The organism is Alteromonas sp. S005, assembly GCF_036864475.1.
Lineage (GTDB): Bacteria > Pseudomonadota > Gammaproteobacteria > Enterobacterales > Alteromonadaceae > Alteromonas.
This window is the reverse complement of the sequence record NZ_JAZETN010000016.1, coordinates 103106-119032: the sequence shown is the minus strand read 5'-3', so window position 1 is coordinate 119032 and position 15927 is coordinate 103106. Positions and strand designations below refer to the sequence as shown.

At 43.1% G+C, this 15927-nt stretch carries 13 protein-coding genes; 6 read left to right on the top strand and 7 right to left on the bottom strand.

What is annotated here, in order from left to right:
• Positions 1-364 precede the first annotated feature (364 nt).
• Positions 365-829 (top strand): RNA recognition motif domain-containing protein, encoded by a 465-nt coding sequence (locus tag V7R55_RS16455; protein ID WP_269918397.1) that lies wholly within the window; start codon positions 365-367, stop codon positions 827-829.
• 76 nt (positions 830-905) lie between these two features.
• On the opposite strand, the gene V7R55_RS16450 is transcribed toward V7R55_RS16455, so the two are convergent.
• Entirely contained in the window at positions 906-2222 is a 1317-nt protein-coding gene (locus V7R55_RS16450; protein WP_334060353.1) for a DUF5610 domain-containing protein, read from the bottom strand.
• A gap of 190 nt (positions 2223-2412) precedes the next feature.
• On the opposite strand from V7R55_RS16450, the gene trmA reads away from it, so the two are divergent.
• Positions 2413-3510 carry a tRNA (uridine(54)-C5)-methyltransferase TrmA gene (gene trmA / locus V7R55_RS16445; RefSeq protein ID WP_334060352.1) on the top strand — a complete coding sequence of 366 codons (1098 nt, stop codon included), beginning with the start codon at positions 2413-2415 and terminating at the stop codon, positions 3508-3510.
• Between the two features lie 78 nt (positions 3511-3588).
• Here the strand turns inward: trmA and fabR are convergent, their stop codons facing one another.
• Positions 3589-4182, bottom strand: coding sequence for an HTH-type transcriptional repressor FabR (gene fabR / locus V7R55_RS16440; protein ID WP_269918394.1), 594 nt, complete (start codon positions 4180-4182; stop codon positions 3589-3591).
• Positions 4183-4521: 339 nt separating this feature from the next.
• Here fabR and V7R55_RS16435 point away from each other — a divergent pair, with 339 nt between their 5' ends.
• A complete protein-coding gene (locus tag V7R55_RS16435) occupies positions 4522-5649 on the top strand; it encodes an acyl-CoA desaturase (RefSeq protein WP_269918393.1) in 1128 nt (375 codons plus the stop codon).
• A 183-nt stretch (positions 5650-5832) separates the two neighbouring features.
• The gene (gene sthA / locus V7R55_RS16430) at positions 5833-7254 is read left to right on the top strand and encodes a Si-specific NAD(P)(+) transhydrogenase (protein ID WP_334060351.1); all 1422 of its coding nucleotides are present in this window, start codon (positions 5833-5835) and stop codon (positions 7252-7254) included.
• Between the two features lie 54 nt (positions 7255-7308).
• Here the strand turns inward: sthA and V7R55_RS16425 are convergent, their stop codons facing one another.
• Positions 7309-7614: a hypothetical protein gene (locus tag V7R55_RS16425; RefSeq protein WP_025254039.1), complete on the bottom strand. Its 306-nt coding sequence runs from the start codon at positions 7612-7614 to the stop codon at positions 7309-7311.
• A 114-nt stretch (positions 7615-7728) separates the two neighbouring features.
• Here V7R55_RS16425 and V7R55_RS16420 point away from each other — a divergent pair, with 114 nt between their 5' ends.
• Positions 7729-8307 carry a uracil-DNA glycosylase family protein gene (locus tag V7R55_RS16420; RefSeq protein ID WP_334060350.1) on the top strand — a complete coding sequence of 193 codons (579 nt, stop codon included), beginning with the start codon at positions 7729-7731 and terminating at the stop codon, positions 8305-8307.
• Here the strand turns inward: V7R55_RS16420 and V7R55_RS16415 are convergent.
• Positions 8304-10529: a bifunctional diguanylate cyclase/phosphodiesterase gene (locus tag V7R55_RS16415; protein ID WP_334060349.1), complete on the bottom strand. Its 2226-nt coding sequence runs from the start codon at positions 10527-10529 to the stop codon at positions 8304-8306. The two genes, V7R55_RS16420 and V7R55_RS16415, sit on opposite strands and share 4 nt — an antisense overlap.
• A gap of 142 nt (positions 10530-10671) precedes the next feature.
• Here V7R55_RS16415 and V7R55_RS16410 point away from each other — a divergent pair, with 142 nt between their 5' ends.
• Positions 10672-11583, top strand: coding sequence for a TIGR03899 family protein (locus tag V7R55_RS16410; RefSeq protein WP_334060348.1), 912 nt, complete (start codon positions 10672-10674; stop codon positions 11581-11583).
• On the opposite strand, the gene V7R55_RS16405 is transcribed toward V7R55_RS16410, so the two are convergent.
• Genes V7R55_RS16405 through V7R55_RS16395 form a run of 3 tightly spaced genes read right to left on the bottom strand, consistent with a single transcriptional unit; the run spans position 11580 to position 15860 of the window.
• Positions 11580-12326 (bottom strand): phosphoadenylyl-sulfate reductase, encoded by a 747-nt coding sequence (locus V7R55_RS16405; protein WP_334060347.1) that lies wholly within the window; start codon positions 12324-12326, stop codon positions 11580-11582. The two genes, V7R55_RS16410 and V7R55_RS16405, sit on opposite strands and share 4 nt — an antisense overlap.
• The gene (gene cysI / locus V7R55_RS16400; RefSeq protein ID WP_334060346.1) at positions 12316-14037 is read right to left on the bottom strand and encodes an assimilatory sulfite reductase (NADPH) hemoprotein subunit; all 1722 of its coding nucleotides are present in this window, start codon (positions 14035-14037) and stop codon (positions 12316-12318) included. The genes V7R55_RS16405 and cysI overlap by 11 nt, the downstream gene beginning before the upstream one ends.
• Positions 14037-15860 carry an assimilatory sulfite reductase (NADPH) flavoprotein subunit gene (locus V7R55_RS16395; protein ID WP_334060345.1) on the bottom strand — a complete coding sequence of 608 codons (1824 nt, stop codon included), beginning with the start codon at positions 15858-15860 and terminating at the stop codon, positions 14037-14039. Before V7R55_RS16395 ends, cysI begins: the two co-directional genes overlap by 1 nt.
• Positions 15861-15927: the final 67 nt, after the last annotated feature.

Here is a 15927-nt window from a genome sequence, read left to right as displayed (position 1 = left end):
ACTCACCCTGTTCGAGTGAGGTGCGCATTTTACACCGTTTATTTTCGATGTCAACCATGTTTTTAAACTTTTTATTTGTTTGAAAACTTGGTTTCGCACTTGATTCAAAGTTGGCTTTGTTTTTCTCGAAGCCCCCTCAGAACGTGGAGCGCATTATAGATACCTCTTGAGAAAGATCAACACTTAAATTGGATTTTTTTGCATTTTAAGGCACTTTTGATGTTAACCGCTCATTTCTACATCATTTCTATGGGTTCAATGCATCTTTAGACTAGTTTTTTCACATTTTATTGTTCAAATTGTTACAAATGAGTAAACTATATACAGCCTCCAACACCATAATAAACAATAGAAAGGTAGGTATATGAAAGTAGGCTTTATTCAATGCGCTGTAATTAGCGCTATTTTTGCAATTGCAGGGTATTTGTTATTTTCTTCTGCTAGTTTAAACGTCCATGTTCCACTTACCGTATCGGCAGCTCTGCTGATAAGCGGTATCGTCACTCCTTGGCTAGCGTCTCTTATTCAAAGTCCATCTTCCTCAGATGCCAGAGCACACACCAATAACGGATCAGTCGAGACCTTATATGTGGGTAACTTACCCTATAGAGCGAACGAGAACGCAGTAAAGGAATACTTCAGTAGCTTTATCGAAGTACAATCAGTTCGTTTGATGAAGGATCGCAAAACCGGAAAAAGAAAAGGTTACGGTTTTATTGAGGTTGTCACTGATGATCTAAGTAGTGTTATCGATAAAACTAACGACTCCATCTTCCAGGAACGAACGTTAAAAGTTCGCCCTGCAAAAGACAAAGTCGAACACGCTTAATTTTTACTTCGTAGCTTTTAGTCATGTAAAAAGGCCCGGTAAGCTTGCGCTTCCGGGCTTTTTATTATCTTAGGCTTTAGCTCTCACTGGTTTCAGCCGATTGAGGAAGGCCTTCTAATAAGGTTTGGTTAAACGAACGAAATCTATTTATAGCGGATATAAGGTCAGGAACTTGAACATCTTCCATCTCGTTTATAATGCCAGCTATTAAAGTATTATAGTCTTCACTACTTTCTAGTGTACTTTCTGCATTAGCAAAAGTGTCCATCATCTTCTCAAGATATTGAGAGATGGGGCTAACCACATTGCCAAATTTCGCGTTGTCACTTTTATCTTCGTTGTAGTGCTGAATATTTTCATATGTCTTTAGCACTTCTGTTTGTGTTGTTCTATTTAGTTGTAGTGCGTAACCAACCAACTCTTTGTCGTCAAAGCCTAAACTGAGTGCTTCTTCAAAAGCCTTGTCGATATCGCCACTGTAGAAGGTATCGGCTAGATCCTGCACTTGCCCAACTAAATCAGCTATCGAATTCAACTCTTCTTCGTCAAGTTCTCCTTTTAATGAAAAGCTTATGCCGCTTCTTTCATAATATTGATAAGAAGTTTGTTGAGAATAGCTTGCCGAAAAACCACTTTCACTTTGCTCGCCGTTTCCAATAGATTGGTTTTGAGATGTTTGAGCCTGAAAATTAAGTTGTTGAGAAGCCTGAAAAGAACGCAAGCTTTCAAAACTAAAGCTCACCTCATCACCATCTTTGGTACGGATCACCAAACTACCGCTTTTTTCGTCCGATGCAGCTAAAGCTTCTAGGGATGAAAGTTGAACAGCGTTAGGCTGTTGGCGACCGAAGATGTCAGTTTCTAGATCATCTATACCCGTATCGATGAGATCACGACTTTTGGTTATACCTTGTTCAATCTCATCATTCATAAATCCAGCGAGATCTTTTTCAGCCATTGCGAAACCGCGGCTTACTCCATCTCTTGCTTGGCTAAAGAGCCCGGCAAGCTTTTCTTCGCTGGCACCTCCATCTGCTGCGCCGCGAATAACACCGCCTACGAACTTAAGTACGTTTCGGGCTATTTTTTCAAAATCGAATAAGCCGTTTGACTTTTCTTCAAGATTTTTCTCTTTAGTCTCTTGTGGTTTTTGCCCATCTATTTCCAACGCTTGATTAATATTGCTACTTACCACGCGCAAGCCGATACTCGTTTGGCTACTTGAAACAGATACTGAAGCCGCTTGTTGCTTCGAGAACTCAGCGGCTTGCTGCAATCCATCTTGCTGCAACTGCTTTTTAAGCGCTTCATTCGGGTGAACCGTTGCCTTTTGATCCGCTTTCTGATCAACCTTTTGGTCTCCCATAAAAGCTTTTATTTGACCCACGTTCATAATTTGATCCTCACTATCCTCATTCTTATTATCGGCAAAGAATCAATATTGTTTAATTTTAATACAGCATTTTTTTCTAAAAGCTATTTAGGTAATCACGCTAATTAATAATGAAGAAGTCGGGAGCGCTTGTTGCAGTTATTTTTTAAGGGACTACAATTCGCGACCTCAACAATGAATGGAGAATTTTATGACCACCACTGAACAACAACGCTATCAAGATCAGTTAGACGAAAAAGTTAGTCGTCTCGCTGCGTTGCTTTCTCCATTCAATGCCCCAGAGCTTTCAGTGTTCCCATCTCAGCCAACGCACTATCGTATGCGTGCGGAGTTTAGAGTATGGCATCAGGGTGATGACTTATTTCACATAATGTTTAATCAGGAAACAAAAGAAAAATATCGTGTGGATAGCTTTCCTCCTGCATGTAGAGCAATAAACGATGCAATGGAACTTCTGCTTGAAGAAGTAAGACCAAACGAAACTCTAAGAAAAAAGTTATTTCAAATCGACTACCTTTCCGCACTGTCTGGCGAACTTGTTATAAGCCTTTTATACCATCGTCAATTAGATGAAGAATGGCTAGTGGCTGCAAAAGCATTAAAAGCAACACTTGAGACTCACTTTCCCAAAGTAAACATCATTGGTCGCGCTAGAAAACAAAAGCTCATTATCGACAACGATTTTGTGATTGAGCGTTTGCCAGTAAACGGTAGAGAATTCGTTTTCAAACATATAGAAAACAGTTTTACCCAGCCTAACGCTGAAGTGAACTGTAAAATGATTGAATGGGCTCTAGATTGTGTCAAGCCGCTCTCGGGCGATTTACTGGAAATGTATTGTGGTGCCGGCAACTTTTCACTTCCGTTAGCACTTCACTTTGATAATGTAGTGGGTACCGAAATAGCTAAACCTTCGGTGCAGGCTGCTCAGTTTAACATTGAGCAAAATCAGCTTAATAATGTGAAGATCGTAAGACTCGCCGCTGAAGAATTCACTCAAGCTATGAAAGGTGAACGTACGTTTAGTCGCTTAGAAGGCATAGATTTAAGTACTTACAATTTCACCACTGTATTGGTCGACCCTCCAAGGGCTGGATTAGATGAAGATTCACTTAGAATGATTCAGGATTACGATAATATTGTATATATCTCATGTAATCCCGAAACTTTGGCGCAGAACCTTGAGCTTTTGAGCGAAACTCATAACGTGGCGCAGTCTGCGCTTTTCGATCAATTTCCGTTCACTCATCACATTGAGGCTGGAGTTCTACTTACACGCAAAAGCTAATTTGCGTGTAAGTAAGGAAAAAGCTCACACTGAAATATAATTAGGAAGAACACTTTATACTGTAAATTCTTTTCCGCGCTAGGCTTTTTGCGTAGCGCCCACTTGAACAAAGCGAAGTTGCGCTTTCACTCTTTCGCCGATTTCACTTCTAAGCTTATCATCTGCTTCTAATGCTTCAGCTCCGGCACTAAAGACCAGTCTTACCATTGCATCGGCTTGTAACTGTGCGCAGGCGTATTCCACGCCTTGCTGTTCGATAATGTAGTCAGTAAGTTCATCAATGAAATGTTGAATTTCTCTGAATACTGCAAGTCGGTAAGCCGAAGACGTACCGGTATGCTCTCGCAGTAATAATCGAAATACATTTGTATTGGCCGCAATGAACTCCATGAAGGTTTCAACAGAGGTATGGATTACGCCACCACCTGAAGCAATGCGCCTTCTAGCCTGACGCATAAGCTGGCGAAGCGCCAAACCCGCTTCATCCACCAGCGTTAAACCCAACTCGTCCATATCTTTAAAGTGTCGATAAAAAGACGTGGGAGCAATACCGGCCTCTCGGGCAACTTCACGCAAGCTAATTGCCGATAGACTGCGATTTTCGTCTAACAATGAAAATGCAGCATGAATAATATTTTGGCGGGTTTTTAGTTTCTGTTCTTGTCGGCTCACGTTCGCACCCTGTGTTCATTAACTTTTAATGGTCTGATGATTTTTAGTTTTAGAGACTATTCTCAACGTCATCTGAATAACCATTAACGCAATCGAACCTCGTACATCAAAGACTAGCACGCCTAGTTTATCGCAACACGTACTAGTGGGGGAAGAGAAACAAAATCATCTCTTTTATAAACAAGGGTTAAGCATTAATTCGTATATTTTCTCTGCGAATTAGCCTCCCTCGGCTATAATTAAACTTTACACATGTAAGCAGAACTAATCAGAGTTTTTCTTGCCTGAAGCCTCGTAAAAAGATAAATTAGCGAACAGTTGTAAGCCAAGTTGTATAAAATGAAAAAACCTCCTCTTATTCTTACTAATGTGCTGGTATTTATAATATCAGGCGCAATTGCATTTATAGGTGTGCCGCTTTGGGTGGCATATCAGGGTATCGATTGGACAGAAATCGGTACTGCTATATTCCTATTCTATTTCACCGGTATGTCGATAACTGCTGGGTATCATCGCTTGTGGTCACATAAAACCTATGATGCCAACATTGTAGTTCGTGTCATATTAGCGATTGGTGGGGCCATGGCCCTGCAAAATAGTATTTTGCACTGGTCGTCAGATCATCGCGTTCACCATCGCCATGTAGATGACAACGACAAAGACCCCTACTCTGCAAAGAAAGGGCTTTGGTTTGCGCATATCGGCTGGATGTTACGGGAGTATCAAGCTAAGCGTTACGATGATTACAGCAACTGTAAAGATCTACAAAAAGATAGCGTTGTAATGTGGCAGCACAAATACTACTTGCCTATCGTACTCGCTGCTAACTTTGGTATTACTGGTCTGTTGGGTTATCTGAACGGCGACGTCATGGGCATGATATTAGTAGCTGGTGTATTGCGCTTGGTGCTAGTTCACCACGTTACCTTCTTTATTAACTCACTTGCTCACTTCTGGGGTAGTCAGCCTTACACTGATAAGAATACGGCACGTGATAATGGCGTTTTAGCATTTTTCACTTTTGGTGAGGGTTATCACAACTATCATCACATATTTGAGTACGACTACCGCAATGGCATTCGTTGGTATCAGTTTGATCCTACTAAATGGCTAATTAAAGGGCTCTCTTATGTAGGTTTAACGTCGAATCTTCGCAAAGTACCTGAAGAGCGCATCGAAAAAGCCTTGGCGGCCATGCAGCTTCAAAGGGCAAGTGAAAAAGTATCGTTATTGCCGAATGCGGAAGAAATGATGCACACTATTCAAGAAGAGTACGACCTGCTTATGCAGCGTATGAGTGAATACTACGCAACGAAAAAGCGCGTTATGCGAGTTAAGAAGCGTACATTAAAACGCAGCATTGAAGGGTTAGAGCTTGCTTACAAATATAAAGAGATGAAGCACGCCTTTGCAGTGCAGAAAGAGAAATGGACGCAGCTGCAAAGCCTGTCACTACAAATGGCGTAGTATTACGCGTTCATCTACATCATTCGACTCAAACAAAAACCACATAAGTATCTGCTTATGTGGTTTTTTTTATTCTATAGTAGGATAGGGTCGTTATACTAAAACTAGACTCACCTATTTTGTATTGCGGATCACTTTTTTGATCAGCCGCGTAATACGAAGATAACAAAAGGGGAAAGCAAGATGGCAACGAAGCAAAAAACTAAAGCTCCGTCTTATCATTACGACGCGATAGTTATAGGCACAGGCCCTGGTGGAGAGGGTGTTGCTATGCAGCTTGCCAAGGCTGGAAAAAAAGTGGCTGTTGTAGAACGCTATGAGGCAGTTGGCGGTGGCTGTACCCATTGGGGAACCATTCCATCTAAAGCACTTCGTCATTCTGTCAGTCGTCTTATTGAATACAATACGTCTCCACTGTTTGCCGACAACCACTTAAGTAAAAGCCTTACTTTTTCCGACATTATGAGCCATGCTAGTGGTGTAGTGAAAAGCCAAACTCGCCTGCGTTCTTCTTTTTATGATAGAAACCGAGTTACTCTCTTTCACGGTGAAGCCAGCTTTGTTGATGCGCATACGTTAGAGATAACCCGAAAAGATGGCTCGAAAGATACCGTCACAGCAGGTCAAATAGCGATAGCCACAGGTTCGCGCCCCTATTGCCCGAAAGATATCGATTTTAATCACCCGCGTATTTATAACTCTGACACCATCTTATCTTTAGATCATGATCCTAAGTCCATCATAATTTATGGTGCAGGTGTAATCGGGTCGGAATATGCCAGTATCTTTAGAGGCTTGGGAGTAAAAGTCGATCTGGTTAATATGCGAGATCGTCTACTGTCATTCTTAGATGACGAGATCTCTGATGCGCTAAGTTACCACTTATGGAACAACGGTGTACTAATTCGTCACAACGAAACCTACTCCTCTGTAGAAGCTACCGATGATTCAGTAATTTTAAACCTAGAGTCAGGCAAGCGCATGCGGGCTGATTGCTTATTATTTGCCAATGGGCGTACGGGCAACACAGATACCCTGAAACTTGAGAATATTGGTTTAAAAGCTGATGGTAGAGGCCAACTCAAGGTTAACGAAAGTTATCAAACTGACGTAGACAATGTATTTGCGGTTGGCGATGTGATTGGTTACCCAAGTTTGGCATCGGCAGCCTATAATCAAGGTCGATTTGCCGCTGAGGCGATGCTCGGCATAAATACACATTCAGCGTTAGTAGAAGATATTCCGTCAGGTATTTATACCATCCCGGAAATTAGTTCGGTAGGTAAGACAGAACAAGAACTTACTGCAGCCAAAGTACCTTATGAGGTGGGAAGAGCTCAGTTCAAACATTTGGCCAGAGCGCAGATTGCATCAACGCAAACAGGTAGCCTTAAAATTCTATTTCACCGGGAAACGAAAGAAATACTGGGTATTCACTGCTTTGGTGAACGTGCCTCTGAGATTGTTCATATCGGCCAAGCCATCATGCAGCAAAAAGGTGAAGGAAACACCATAGACTACTTCGTCAACACTACATTTAACTATCCGACCATGGCGGAAGCTTACCGTGTTGCTGCCATCAACGGGTTAAATAGGATTTTTTAACAGATACAAAAAAGCCGGCGAAATCGTCGCCGGCTTATATGCGTTAACTAAAAATTAGTTACGGTTCGCAGCAAGCGCGTTAAGCGAGTCTTTATGTGCTACGATGTCGATGTGCATATTTTCTTGATCGAATGTCATTGTTGCAATGGCGTAGTCACCCTGACTTTCGCTTGCAATGTCGATCAGCTTTGCTTGTGCATCACGGAAACGAATGTTATTGCCGATTTGATCCGACATACATTGGTTATTCATTTCGAATGTTTTCGCATCCATGCAATCGAAAAGCTGGTTCTCACCAGATTCCGCATGCGCAATACCAAAGGCTGCTGATAGAGCTAATGTTAGTACTACTTTACGCATGTTTTTTCTCCTGTGTTACAGTCTACTGCTGTCACTATTAAACATACTGTATATACATTAGATAGTCAAATTGAGATCATACAATTGTGACAAAAGTATTACAGAGAGAAATAATTGGAGAAAATTTTGAAAGGCCACGATGCGTTGGTGACCAAAGCAAAGAATTGCACACTGTGCGCACCCCACCTTCCCCATAAACCTAACCCTATTTTCAGTACTTCACCATCAACTAAGATACTTATAGTAGGGCAAGCGCCAGGCTTAAAAGCACATGAATGCAATACTGCATTTAACGATCCCAGCGGGGACCGCTTGCGTGAGTGGCTCAGTGTATCTAAAGAAACTTTTTATAACCCGCGCTTAATCTCTGTACTGCCCATGGGGTTTTGCTTTCCAGGGTATAAAAACGGTGCTGATGCCCCGCCCAGAAAAGAGTGTGCACCGACTTGGCACGATGCTTTTCTCACTTACTTAAAACCGAAAATCACGCTTTACGTAGGCCGTTACTCGCAGCAGTATTATCTGCCCCAGTACAAAACCTTAACTGAAGCAGTAGGCGCGCCGACAAATACACACTTCGTTTTACCTCACCCGTCTGGTAGGAATAACAGGTGGCTTGCTAAAAACCCTTGGTTCGAGCTGACTATACTTCCCAAATTGCAGCGTACTATTTTTTCAGCTTTATCTGATTAGTCGTGCGATTCAAGAAACGTTAGAAGTGCATCAAATGGCATGGGCTTGGCGTATAAATAACCTTGGGCCTCATCACAACCTAGTTTAATCATATAGCTTGCTTGCTCTCTTTTTTCCACGCCTTCGGCAATGGTAAGTAAACCCAGCTTGTTTCCTAAAGTTACTATGGTTTCCGCAAGTACAGCATTGGCCCCTGGCTTGATGTCTTTAACGAAAGAACGATCGACTTTCAAACGGTCTAAAGGAAGCTGCTGCAAATAGCTCATGGACGAAAAGCCGGTACCAAAGTCATCAATAGCGATTTGAACACCAAACTCTTTCAACACACGCAAAGCATCTATCACAATTTGCGGCTCGTCCATCACAACACTTTCGGTTATTTCAAGCTCTAATAGACTGGGTTCACAGTTAGCTTTTGACAGCGCATGTTTAACTTTTTCAACAAATAATCTATCGCGAAACTGAGGAATAGATATGTTTACAGCGACTCTTAGGTGCCCATAACCCTTTTCCTTTAGCTCTTGTAATCGGCGACATGACTCTTCGAGTACCCATTCACCAATATCAACAATAAGACCAGAGTATTCAGCAAGGGGGACAAAAACAGCTGGAGAGATATAACCACCCTCTCCATCTGGCCAGCGAAGCAGGCCTTCCATACCTACTACTTTTTCATTGAGCAAATCAACTTGCGGCTGAAACCATAACTCTAGCTTTCTAGCCGCAAAGTCGTTCCTCAGTTGGCGGATCATATCCAAACGCCACGTGGTCTGATCCTCAATATCTTTAGCGTAATACTCAAAGTTATCCGTCAGTTTTTTCTTCGCGCGATTTAGCGCAATATTAGAGCGCTTTAAAACCTCAATACCAATATGGCGTTTATTGTCTAATTTGCAAAATCCGACTGTTACATTCACAGGTAGCGTGTGGTCACAAACTTTAAAAGAAGACTGAAACAGTGCGTTTATAGCTTCTGGACAGACTAGCTCATCGGGACCGATAAGACCAAAAACATCAGCTCCGATACGTCCTTTCTTAACTCGTCCGTCAAACGACGTTTGAAAGCGCTCGCTAATTGCACGCAACAACTCGTTGCCAACTTCTTGCCCTAGCCCATCATTAACATCGGAAAAATGATTAACATCGATAAGTGCAACACTAAAGTTTTCTCCAGCAAACAAGTGAGGCTTGTCTAGCATGTTAATAAATTCATTGCGGTTTGGTAATCGAGTTAACCAATCTCTGAAGGCAGCATTTCTTAGTTCATGAAAGAGATTGACGTTTTCATAACCCACCGAAATGCTGGATAAGAATACTTCTAAAAGGTTTTTGTCTAATTCACTGATTTCGTGAGTTTGCCTAACATACACAGCGGCTTCGAAACCAGCGCGACTTATATAAAGTACAGAACAACTCGCCTCAAATATGTGCTTTTTAAGGCGTAAACAACGGCTTATATTTTCTTCAATTTCAATGTTGTTAACGTCTACAACTGGATGATTGATAAATTTCGCATATTCACCCGCAGCACCAAGGACATATACTTGTTCGTCGTCTTGGTCTAAAAGGGAGCCGGCTCGGGCACACAACAGCCCTTCAGAGTCGAGACCTATAAGAGAACTAATTTGCGTGACAACACCTTCGCAAAACTCTTTGACCGAATGCTCTTCAAACAAATTAGCCGAAGAGGTGATTATCTTTTCTAAACCAGCGCGACTTTGACTTATAGTTATAATTTGCTGGTAAGAGCGTAGCGAAGAAATAATGGTCGTAAGTAGCTTGGAGCGCGTAAGTTCAGTTTTCGTTTTGTAGTCGTTAATATCGTAAACTTTAATGACTTGCTCTTCAGGTGCATAACCTGGCTGCCCTGTACGCAAAATGATACGGGGCTCGTTCAGTTTCATGTCTTCACGAATATATTTGACGACATCAAAGCCGGCATCGTCGGTTTCCATAACAACATCAAGCAAAATGATAGCGATACTGTTACCGAATTCATGAAGCTTTTCTTTTGCCTGTTTTGCAGAATAGGCGTGAATGAAGTTTAATTTGCGATCGTTTACGGTGAGATCAGATAGCGCCAGACGTGTTACCGTGTGAATTTCTTCATCATCATCGACTATAAGAATGTTCCAGTCCTTGCCCAGTAATACAGGCTCTGCAACTGAATCATCATCATCTAAAAAAATTAACTCGTCGTTATCGTAATCCATTGCCGACATTACCGCTCATTTCCCCGATACATACAAACCAAGAATACATCACTTACTGTACTAAGAATACAATCGCATTGATTAATGGGTTACGCAATGCAATAGTGCTCTCATGTTACATGCTCATTTACATTCATTTAATTAAACCAATATGAAGATTACTCCTCAGCACTTGCACACTGAGATTAAAAAAACTCAGAACACCGAAGCGGCTAGCGCTCGCGTTAAAGCGACCATTGACCAGTCTGCTGCTGAGAAGATAGAAAGCTCGGTCAAAACCGATGCCAGCCGTCAGCGCATGCTGTCGTGGTTTGCTAGAGTAGGGATTAGCCCATCCATGCTGTCTCCTGATCCCAAAAAGCAAAAACATGCGCTAGAACGAAGGAAACAAATTCTAGAAACTCAAAAAGCGAACAATCTTCAAACTGTACTAAATATAGCACTAAATGTTTCAATCAACGAACAAACTAGTGACAATCTTGATGCAGATTGGTTTTTTGCTTTCAGCACCATGGCCGAGGAGATTTTCAGCCAACCAATGCAAGAATTGTGGGGCAAAATTTTTGCCGTTGAAGTCGCCCGTCCCGGGAGCTTTTCACTTCGTACTCTACAATTGCTAAAAACACTCACCCATAGAGATGCAAAAGTATTTAATAAGGCCGTGAACGTAGCAAGTCGAAGGAGCAATGATGCCGTTCCGCGCATATTAGTGGGCTATCATAAACGCAAAGGCCTATTCTCGTTTCTTAAAAAACCAACTCCAGAGCAACTCAATCTAGCCTCTGTTGGTCTTAGTTATCCCGATCTGCTGTCGCTTCAGGAAATGAAGTTAATTTATGCGAGCGAAATCGAGAGTGGAGAATATATAGAGGGACAACAATTCACGTGGCGATGTGTTAACGAAAATATTACGCTGACGTGCAAAACGTCGGGAGTTGCGTTGGTATATTATAAATTCACTCCCGTTGGAAGTGAGCTTTACAAGCTGGTTACAAAATCTGCTAACGAAACGTATCTACAAGAATTAAGAAAAGTATTAGGAGAGGTATTTAACATAAGTTAAATACCGTCACCAAACTCGTGTAATCCGCATTCACGTTTTAACCCGAAGAAACGAGTATCTTGTTCACTCATCCCCTCTTGCAGCGACTGCGTTGTATGCCAATCACCAATTGACACATAACCTTGCTCCCAAAGCGGGTGATAAGATAAGTCATTGTCTTTAAGGTAATAGTGAAGGTCTTTATTGCTCCAATCGATGATTGGATAGAGCTTAAATTGCTGACCTACTTTTTGTAGCACAGGTAATTTGCCACGGGTATCAGATTGGCTTCGGCGCAAGCCGGCAAACCAAGTGCCTGCTTTTAAGTCTCCCAACGCTCGCTGCATTGGCTCAACTTTGTTCATTTTGTTGTATTTTTCAATACCTTCAATGCCTTGTTCCCAAAGCCTACCAAAGCGCGCTTCTTGCCACGCAGATGACATTTTTGCACTGTAAACGTGCAAGTTTAAGTTAAGCTTTTCAACCAGCTCATCAATAAACTTATACGTTTCTGGAAAAAGATAACCGGTGTCAGTAAGCACAACGGGGATTTCCGGCTGTGCTTGAGTAAGCATGTGCAGCATAACGGCCGACTGTGCTCCGAAACTCGAAGACACGATATGAGTATCTGGCAAGTTATCCAGCGCCCAAGCAACTCGCTCTTGCGCCGTCATTTTTTCCAACATATCGTTGATATCAGCAAGGGCTTCCTTGCTGATATCAAGTGTAAGTGCCTGCTGCTTTTCTGCTGTATTATTCGTCATAGAAATCCCGTGCGGAGTCTACTACTGGTTTTACAACACCAGCACGAACAACATAATCACCAAAGGCCTCGCCACCCTCACGCTCTTTAGCCCATTGACCAAGTAGCGTATCTAACTCCGCCATGATTTCCTGTTCGCTAATATTTTCACGATACATACGTGGTATGCGTGTACCTTCTCGGTTACCGCCTAAGTGCAAGTTGTACTTGCCTGGGCCCTTACCAACCAAGCCGACTTCTGACAACATTGCGCGACCACAGCCATTTGGGCAGCCAGTTACGCGGAAAATAACACTGTCTTCTTCTAAACCGTGTTTGGCAAGTAAGCCCTCTAGCTCGGTAACAGCATCTGGCAGGTAACGTTCAGCTTCCGCCATCGCTAGCGGACAAGTTGGCAATGCAACACAGGCCATTGAATCAAGACGCTGGTTAGAAACACTTGGGGCAATAAGGCCATGCTCTCGAGCCAAGGCTTCTACTTTGTCTTTGTCCTGGGGTGGAACACCGGCAATAATCAAGTTCTGGTTTGCGGTTAAACGGAAGTCGCCTTTATGGATCTTGGCAATTTCTGCGCAACCTGTTTTTAGCGTTTTACCAGGGTAATCCAAAATACGACCATTTTCGATAAACACAGTCAGGTGGTATTTGCCGTCAATTCCTTCAACCCAGCCAAAGCGATCGCCACGGTCGGTAAATTCGTAAGGGCGGCTATCTTGGAAAGTCACGCCGGCGCGTTTTTCAACTTCAGCTTTGAAGTTATCTACGCCAACACGCTCGAGGGTGTATTTCGTTTTCGCGTTCTTACGATTAACACGGTTACCCCAATCACGCTGCGTAGTAACTACCGCTGCGGCAACGTCTAGCGTGTTTTCTAACGGTATAAAACCAAAATCAGATGCTTTACGCGGATAGGTGCTCTTATCACCGTGGGTCATTGCAAGACCACCACCAACAAGAACGTTAAAGCCAACTAGTTGACCATTTTCTGCAATCGCAACAAAGTTAAGGTCGTTGGCGTGGACATCTACGTCGTTTTGCGGAGGAATAACCACGGTAGTTTTAAACTTACGCGGCAGGTAGTTATCACCTAAAATAGGCTCAACAGGCTTTTCAGTAGTCTCAACCTTTTCACCGTCTAACCAAATTTCAGCATAGGCGCGAGTTTTAGGAAGTAAGTGTTCACTTATCTTTTTGGCCCACTCAAACGCCTGAAGGTGAAGCTCAGATTCAACTGGGTTAGACGTACACAGTACGTTTCGGTTTACATCACCCGCCGTTGCAATAGAGTCAATGCCTGCTTTGTTCAGCATTTGGTGCATAGACTTAATCTTAGGCTTTAACACACCATGAAACTGGAAAGTTTGACGAGTGGTTAAGCGAATGCTGCCGTACATGGTGTGGTCAGCGGCAAACTTATCAATCGCTAGCCATTGGTCGGGCGTGATTACGCCGCCCGGTAAACGCGCACGCAGCATCACATTGTGAAGCGGCTCAAGTTTTTGCTTTGCACGCTCAGCGCGGATATCACGGTCGTCTTGTTGGTACATTCCGTGGAAGCGGATAAGCTGGAAGTTATCAGCTGTGAAACCACCGGTAAGATCATCTTTAAGATCGGTAGTGATGGTACCGCGCAAATTATTACTTTCACGCTTTAAACGCTCGTTGTCAGCCAGTTTGCCCTCAACGATAAATGGTGATTTTTCGTTACTCATTAATAGACATCCTTCTGATAACGTTTCGCTTTACGTAACTCTACAACATAGGCTTTTGCATCGGCTTCAGATTTACCGCCATGCTCTTGCACAATACTAATTAGGGCGTTCTCTACATCTTTCGCCATGTGCATTGCATCGCCACACACATAGAAGTGTGCGCCCTGCTCTAGCCATTCATACACCTCTTTACCGTTTTCTAGTAAACGGTGCTGAACATATACTTTTTCTTCTTGGTCACGAGAAAATGCCAGCGTAATTTTGTCTAGCAGGCCTTCTTTAACGTACGCTTGCCACTCAACTTGATACAAGAAATCTTGGGTGAAATTAGGGTTACCGAAGAACAACCAATTTTTACCTTCAGCGCCTTGCACATCACGCTCTTGCATGAACGATCTAAACGGCGCAATACCCGTACCTGGGCCAACCATGATTACGGGTGTATTCGGGTCTTCTGGCAAACGGAAGTTATCGTTGTTTTCAACGAAAACTTCTACCTCACCATTTTCTTCCAAATACTCACATAAGAAGCCAGACGCACCACCTTGGTGGCGGTGACCAAACGCTTCGTAGTCAACGTGAGCTACCGTCAAGTGCACCTCGTCTTCTACGTCAGCTTGGGCTGATGCAATAGAGTACAAGCGTGGTGTTAATGGACGCAGTGCATCTACGAGCTGCTGTTCAGATAGCTTGCCTGGGTGGTCGCGCACAATATCAATGATTTGGCGTTCGGCCATATAAGTACGTAGCTGTGCTTTATCTTCCATCAAAGTCGCTAGCGATTCAGACCCTGTTGCAGCTTGATATGACTTAATGAAGTTTGGGTAACTTAAGGTTAATTCAAGTTTAGACGTTAACGCTTCAGTTAACGGCATAGTCGCATCACCTACAGATACTTCAGTATTACCGTTTAGTGACAATGTACTTATAAGTTCTGATACCAAAGAAGCTGCGTTCTTAAACCAAACACCTAGCGCATCACCTGGCTTGTAGGTAATTCCGCTATCTTCAAGGCTAATTTCAATGTGACGGATATCTTTAACTGAATCGCGACCCGTAATCTTCTGCGCATCGATTAACGTTGCTTTGAACGGTGCCTTTTTAGTGTATGTCTGTGCTGCTACACCTTGTACTGCTGCGCCAGTTTGCGCCGCTACCGCCGCCTGTGGTGCTGCGCTAAAATCATCTTTTAAAGATTCAATCAGCTTATTAAGCCAAGCCTCGGCTTCTGCTTCATAATCAACATCACAATCCAGACGCTCAACGATAGGTTTGCCACCAAGCTTGCCTAGACGCTCGTCAAAATCTTTACCTGTTTGGCAGAAAAACTCATAACTGCTATCGCCTAGACCCAACACTGCGTATTTAGTGCTTGCCAGCTTAGGTGCTTTTTTACCCGCTAAGAATTCGTGCAATTCTATGGCGTCATCTGGCGCATCGCCCTCACCGTGGGTACTTACAAATACCGCCACATGAGTTTCAGCCTTTAAGTTGCGTGGCTTGTAATCAGCCATGCTAACAAGCTTGCTGTTAAAGCCTGCTTCCTCTGCTTTGGCTTGACACTGCGCAGCCACACCCTTCGCATTACCCGTTTGTGAGCCATACAAAATAGTTAGCGTTGGTGCATCACCGGCTACCGCAGGGGCACTTTGTAACGCTGGGGCAACCGAACCACCTTGAACAGCCGCCATGCCTGCAGCATAGCCACTTACCCAAGTAAGTTGATCACGATTTAAGCCTGCAATGGCTTGCGTAATCGCATTCCACTGCTGTTCGTTTAATACCGCGCCTGGCGCTGAGTTCGAATTAGAATCTTGTGACATAGTCTTTTAGCCTTTTATCAATGGCGCTAAGGCTAACGGCTTTCTACAAGAAGAGAAAAGAATAAAT

Excerpts from the sequence above, each read along its gene's own strand:
- V7R55_RS16455 (WP_269918397.1), top strand. The coding sequence starts at position 365 with ATGAAAGTAGGCTTTATTCAATGCGCTGTAATTAGCGCTATTTTTGCA.
- V7R55_RS16450 (WP_334060353.1), bottom strand. The coding sequence starts at position 2,222 with ATGAACGTGGGTCAAATAAAAGCTTTTATGGGAGACCAAAAGGTTGAT.
- trmA (WP_334060352.1), top strand. The coding sequence starts at position 2,413 with ATGACCACCACTGAACAACAACGCTATCAAGATCAGTTAGACGAAAAA.
- V7R55_RS16435 (WP_269918393.1), top strand. The coding sequence starts at position 4,522 with ATGAAAAAACCTCCTCTTATTCTTACTAATGTGCTGGTATTTATAATA.
- sthA (WP_334060351.1), top strand. The coding sequence starts at position 5,833 with ATGGCAACGAAGCAAAAAACTAAAGCTCCGTCTTATCATTACGACGCG.
- V7R55_RS16425 (WP_025254039.1), bottom strand. The coding sequence starts at position 7,614 with ATGCGTAAAGTAGTACTAACATTAGCTCTATCAGCAGCCTTTGGTATT.
- V7R55_RS16415 (WP_334060349.1), bottom strand. The coding sequence starts at position 10,529 with ATGTCGGCAATGGATTACGATAACGACGAGTTAATTTTTTTAGATGAT.
- V7R55_RS16410 (WP_334060348.1), top strand. The coding sequence starts at position 10,672 with ATGAAGATTACTCCTCAGCACTTGCACACTGAGATTAAAAAAACTCAG.
- V7R55_RS16405 (WP_334060347.1), bottom strand. The coding sequence starts at position 12,326 with ATGACGAATAATACAGCAGAAAAGCAGCAGGCACTTACACTTGATATC.
- cysI (WP_334060346.1), bottom strand. The coding sequence starts at position 14,037 with ATGAGTAACGAAAAATCACCATTTATCGTTGAGGGCAAACTGGCTGAC.
- V7R55_RS16395 (WP_334060345.1), bottom strand. The coding sequence starts at position 15,860 with ATGTCACAAGATTCTAATTCGAACTCAGCGCCAGGCGCGGTATTAAAC.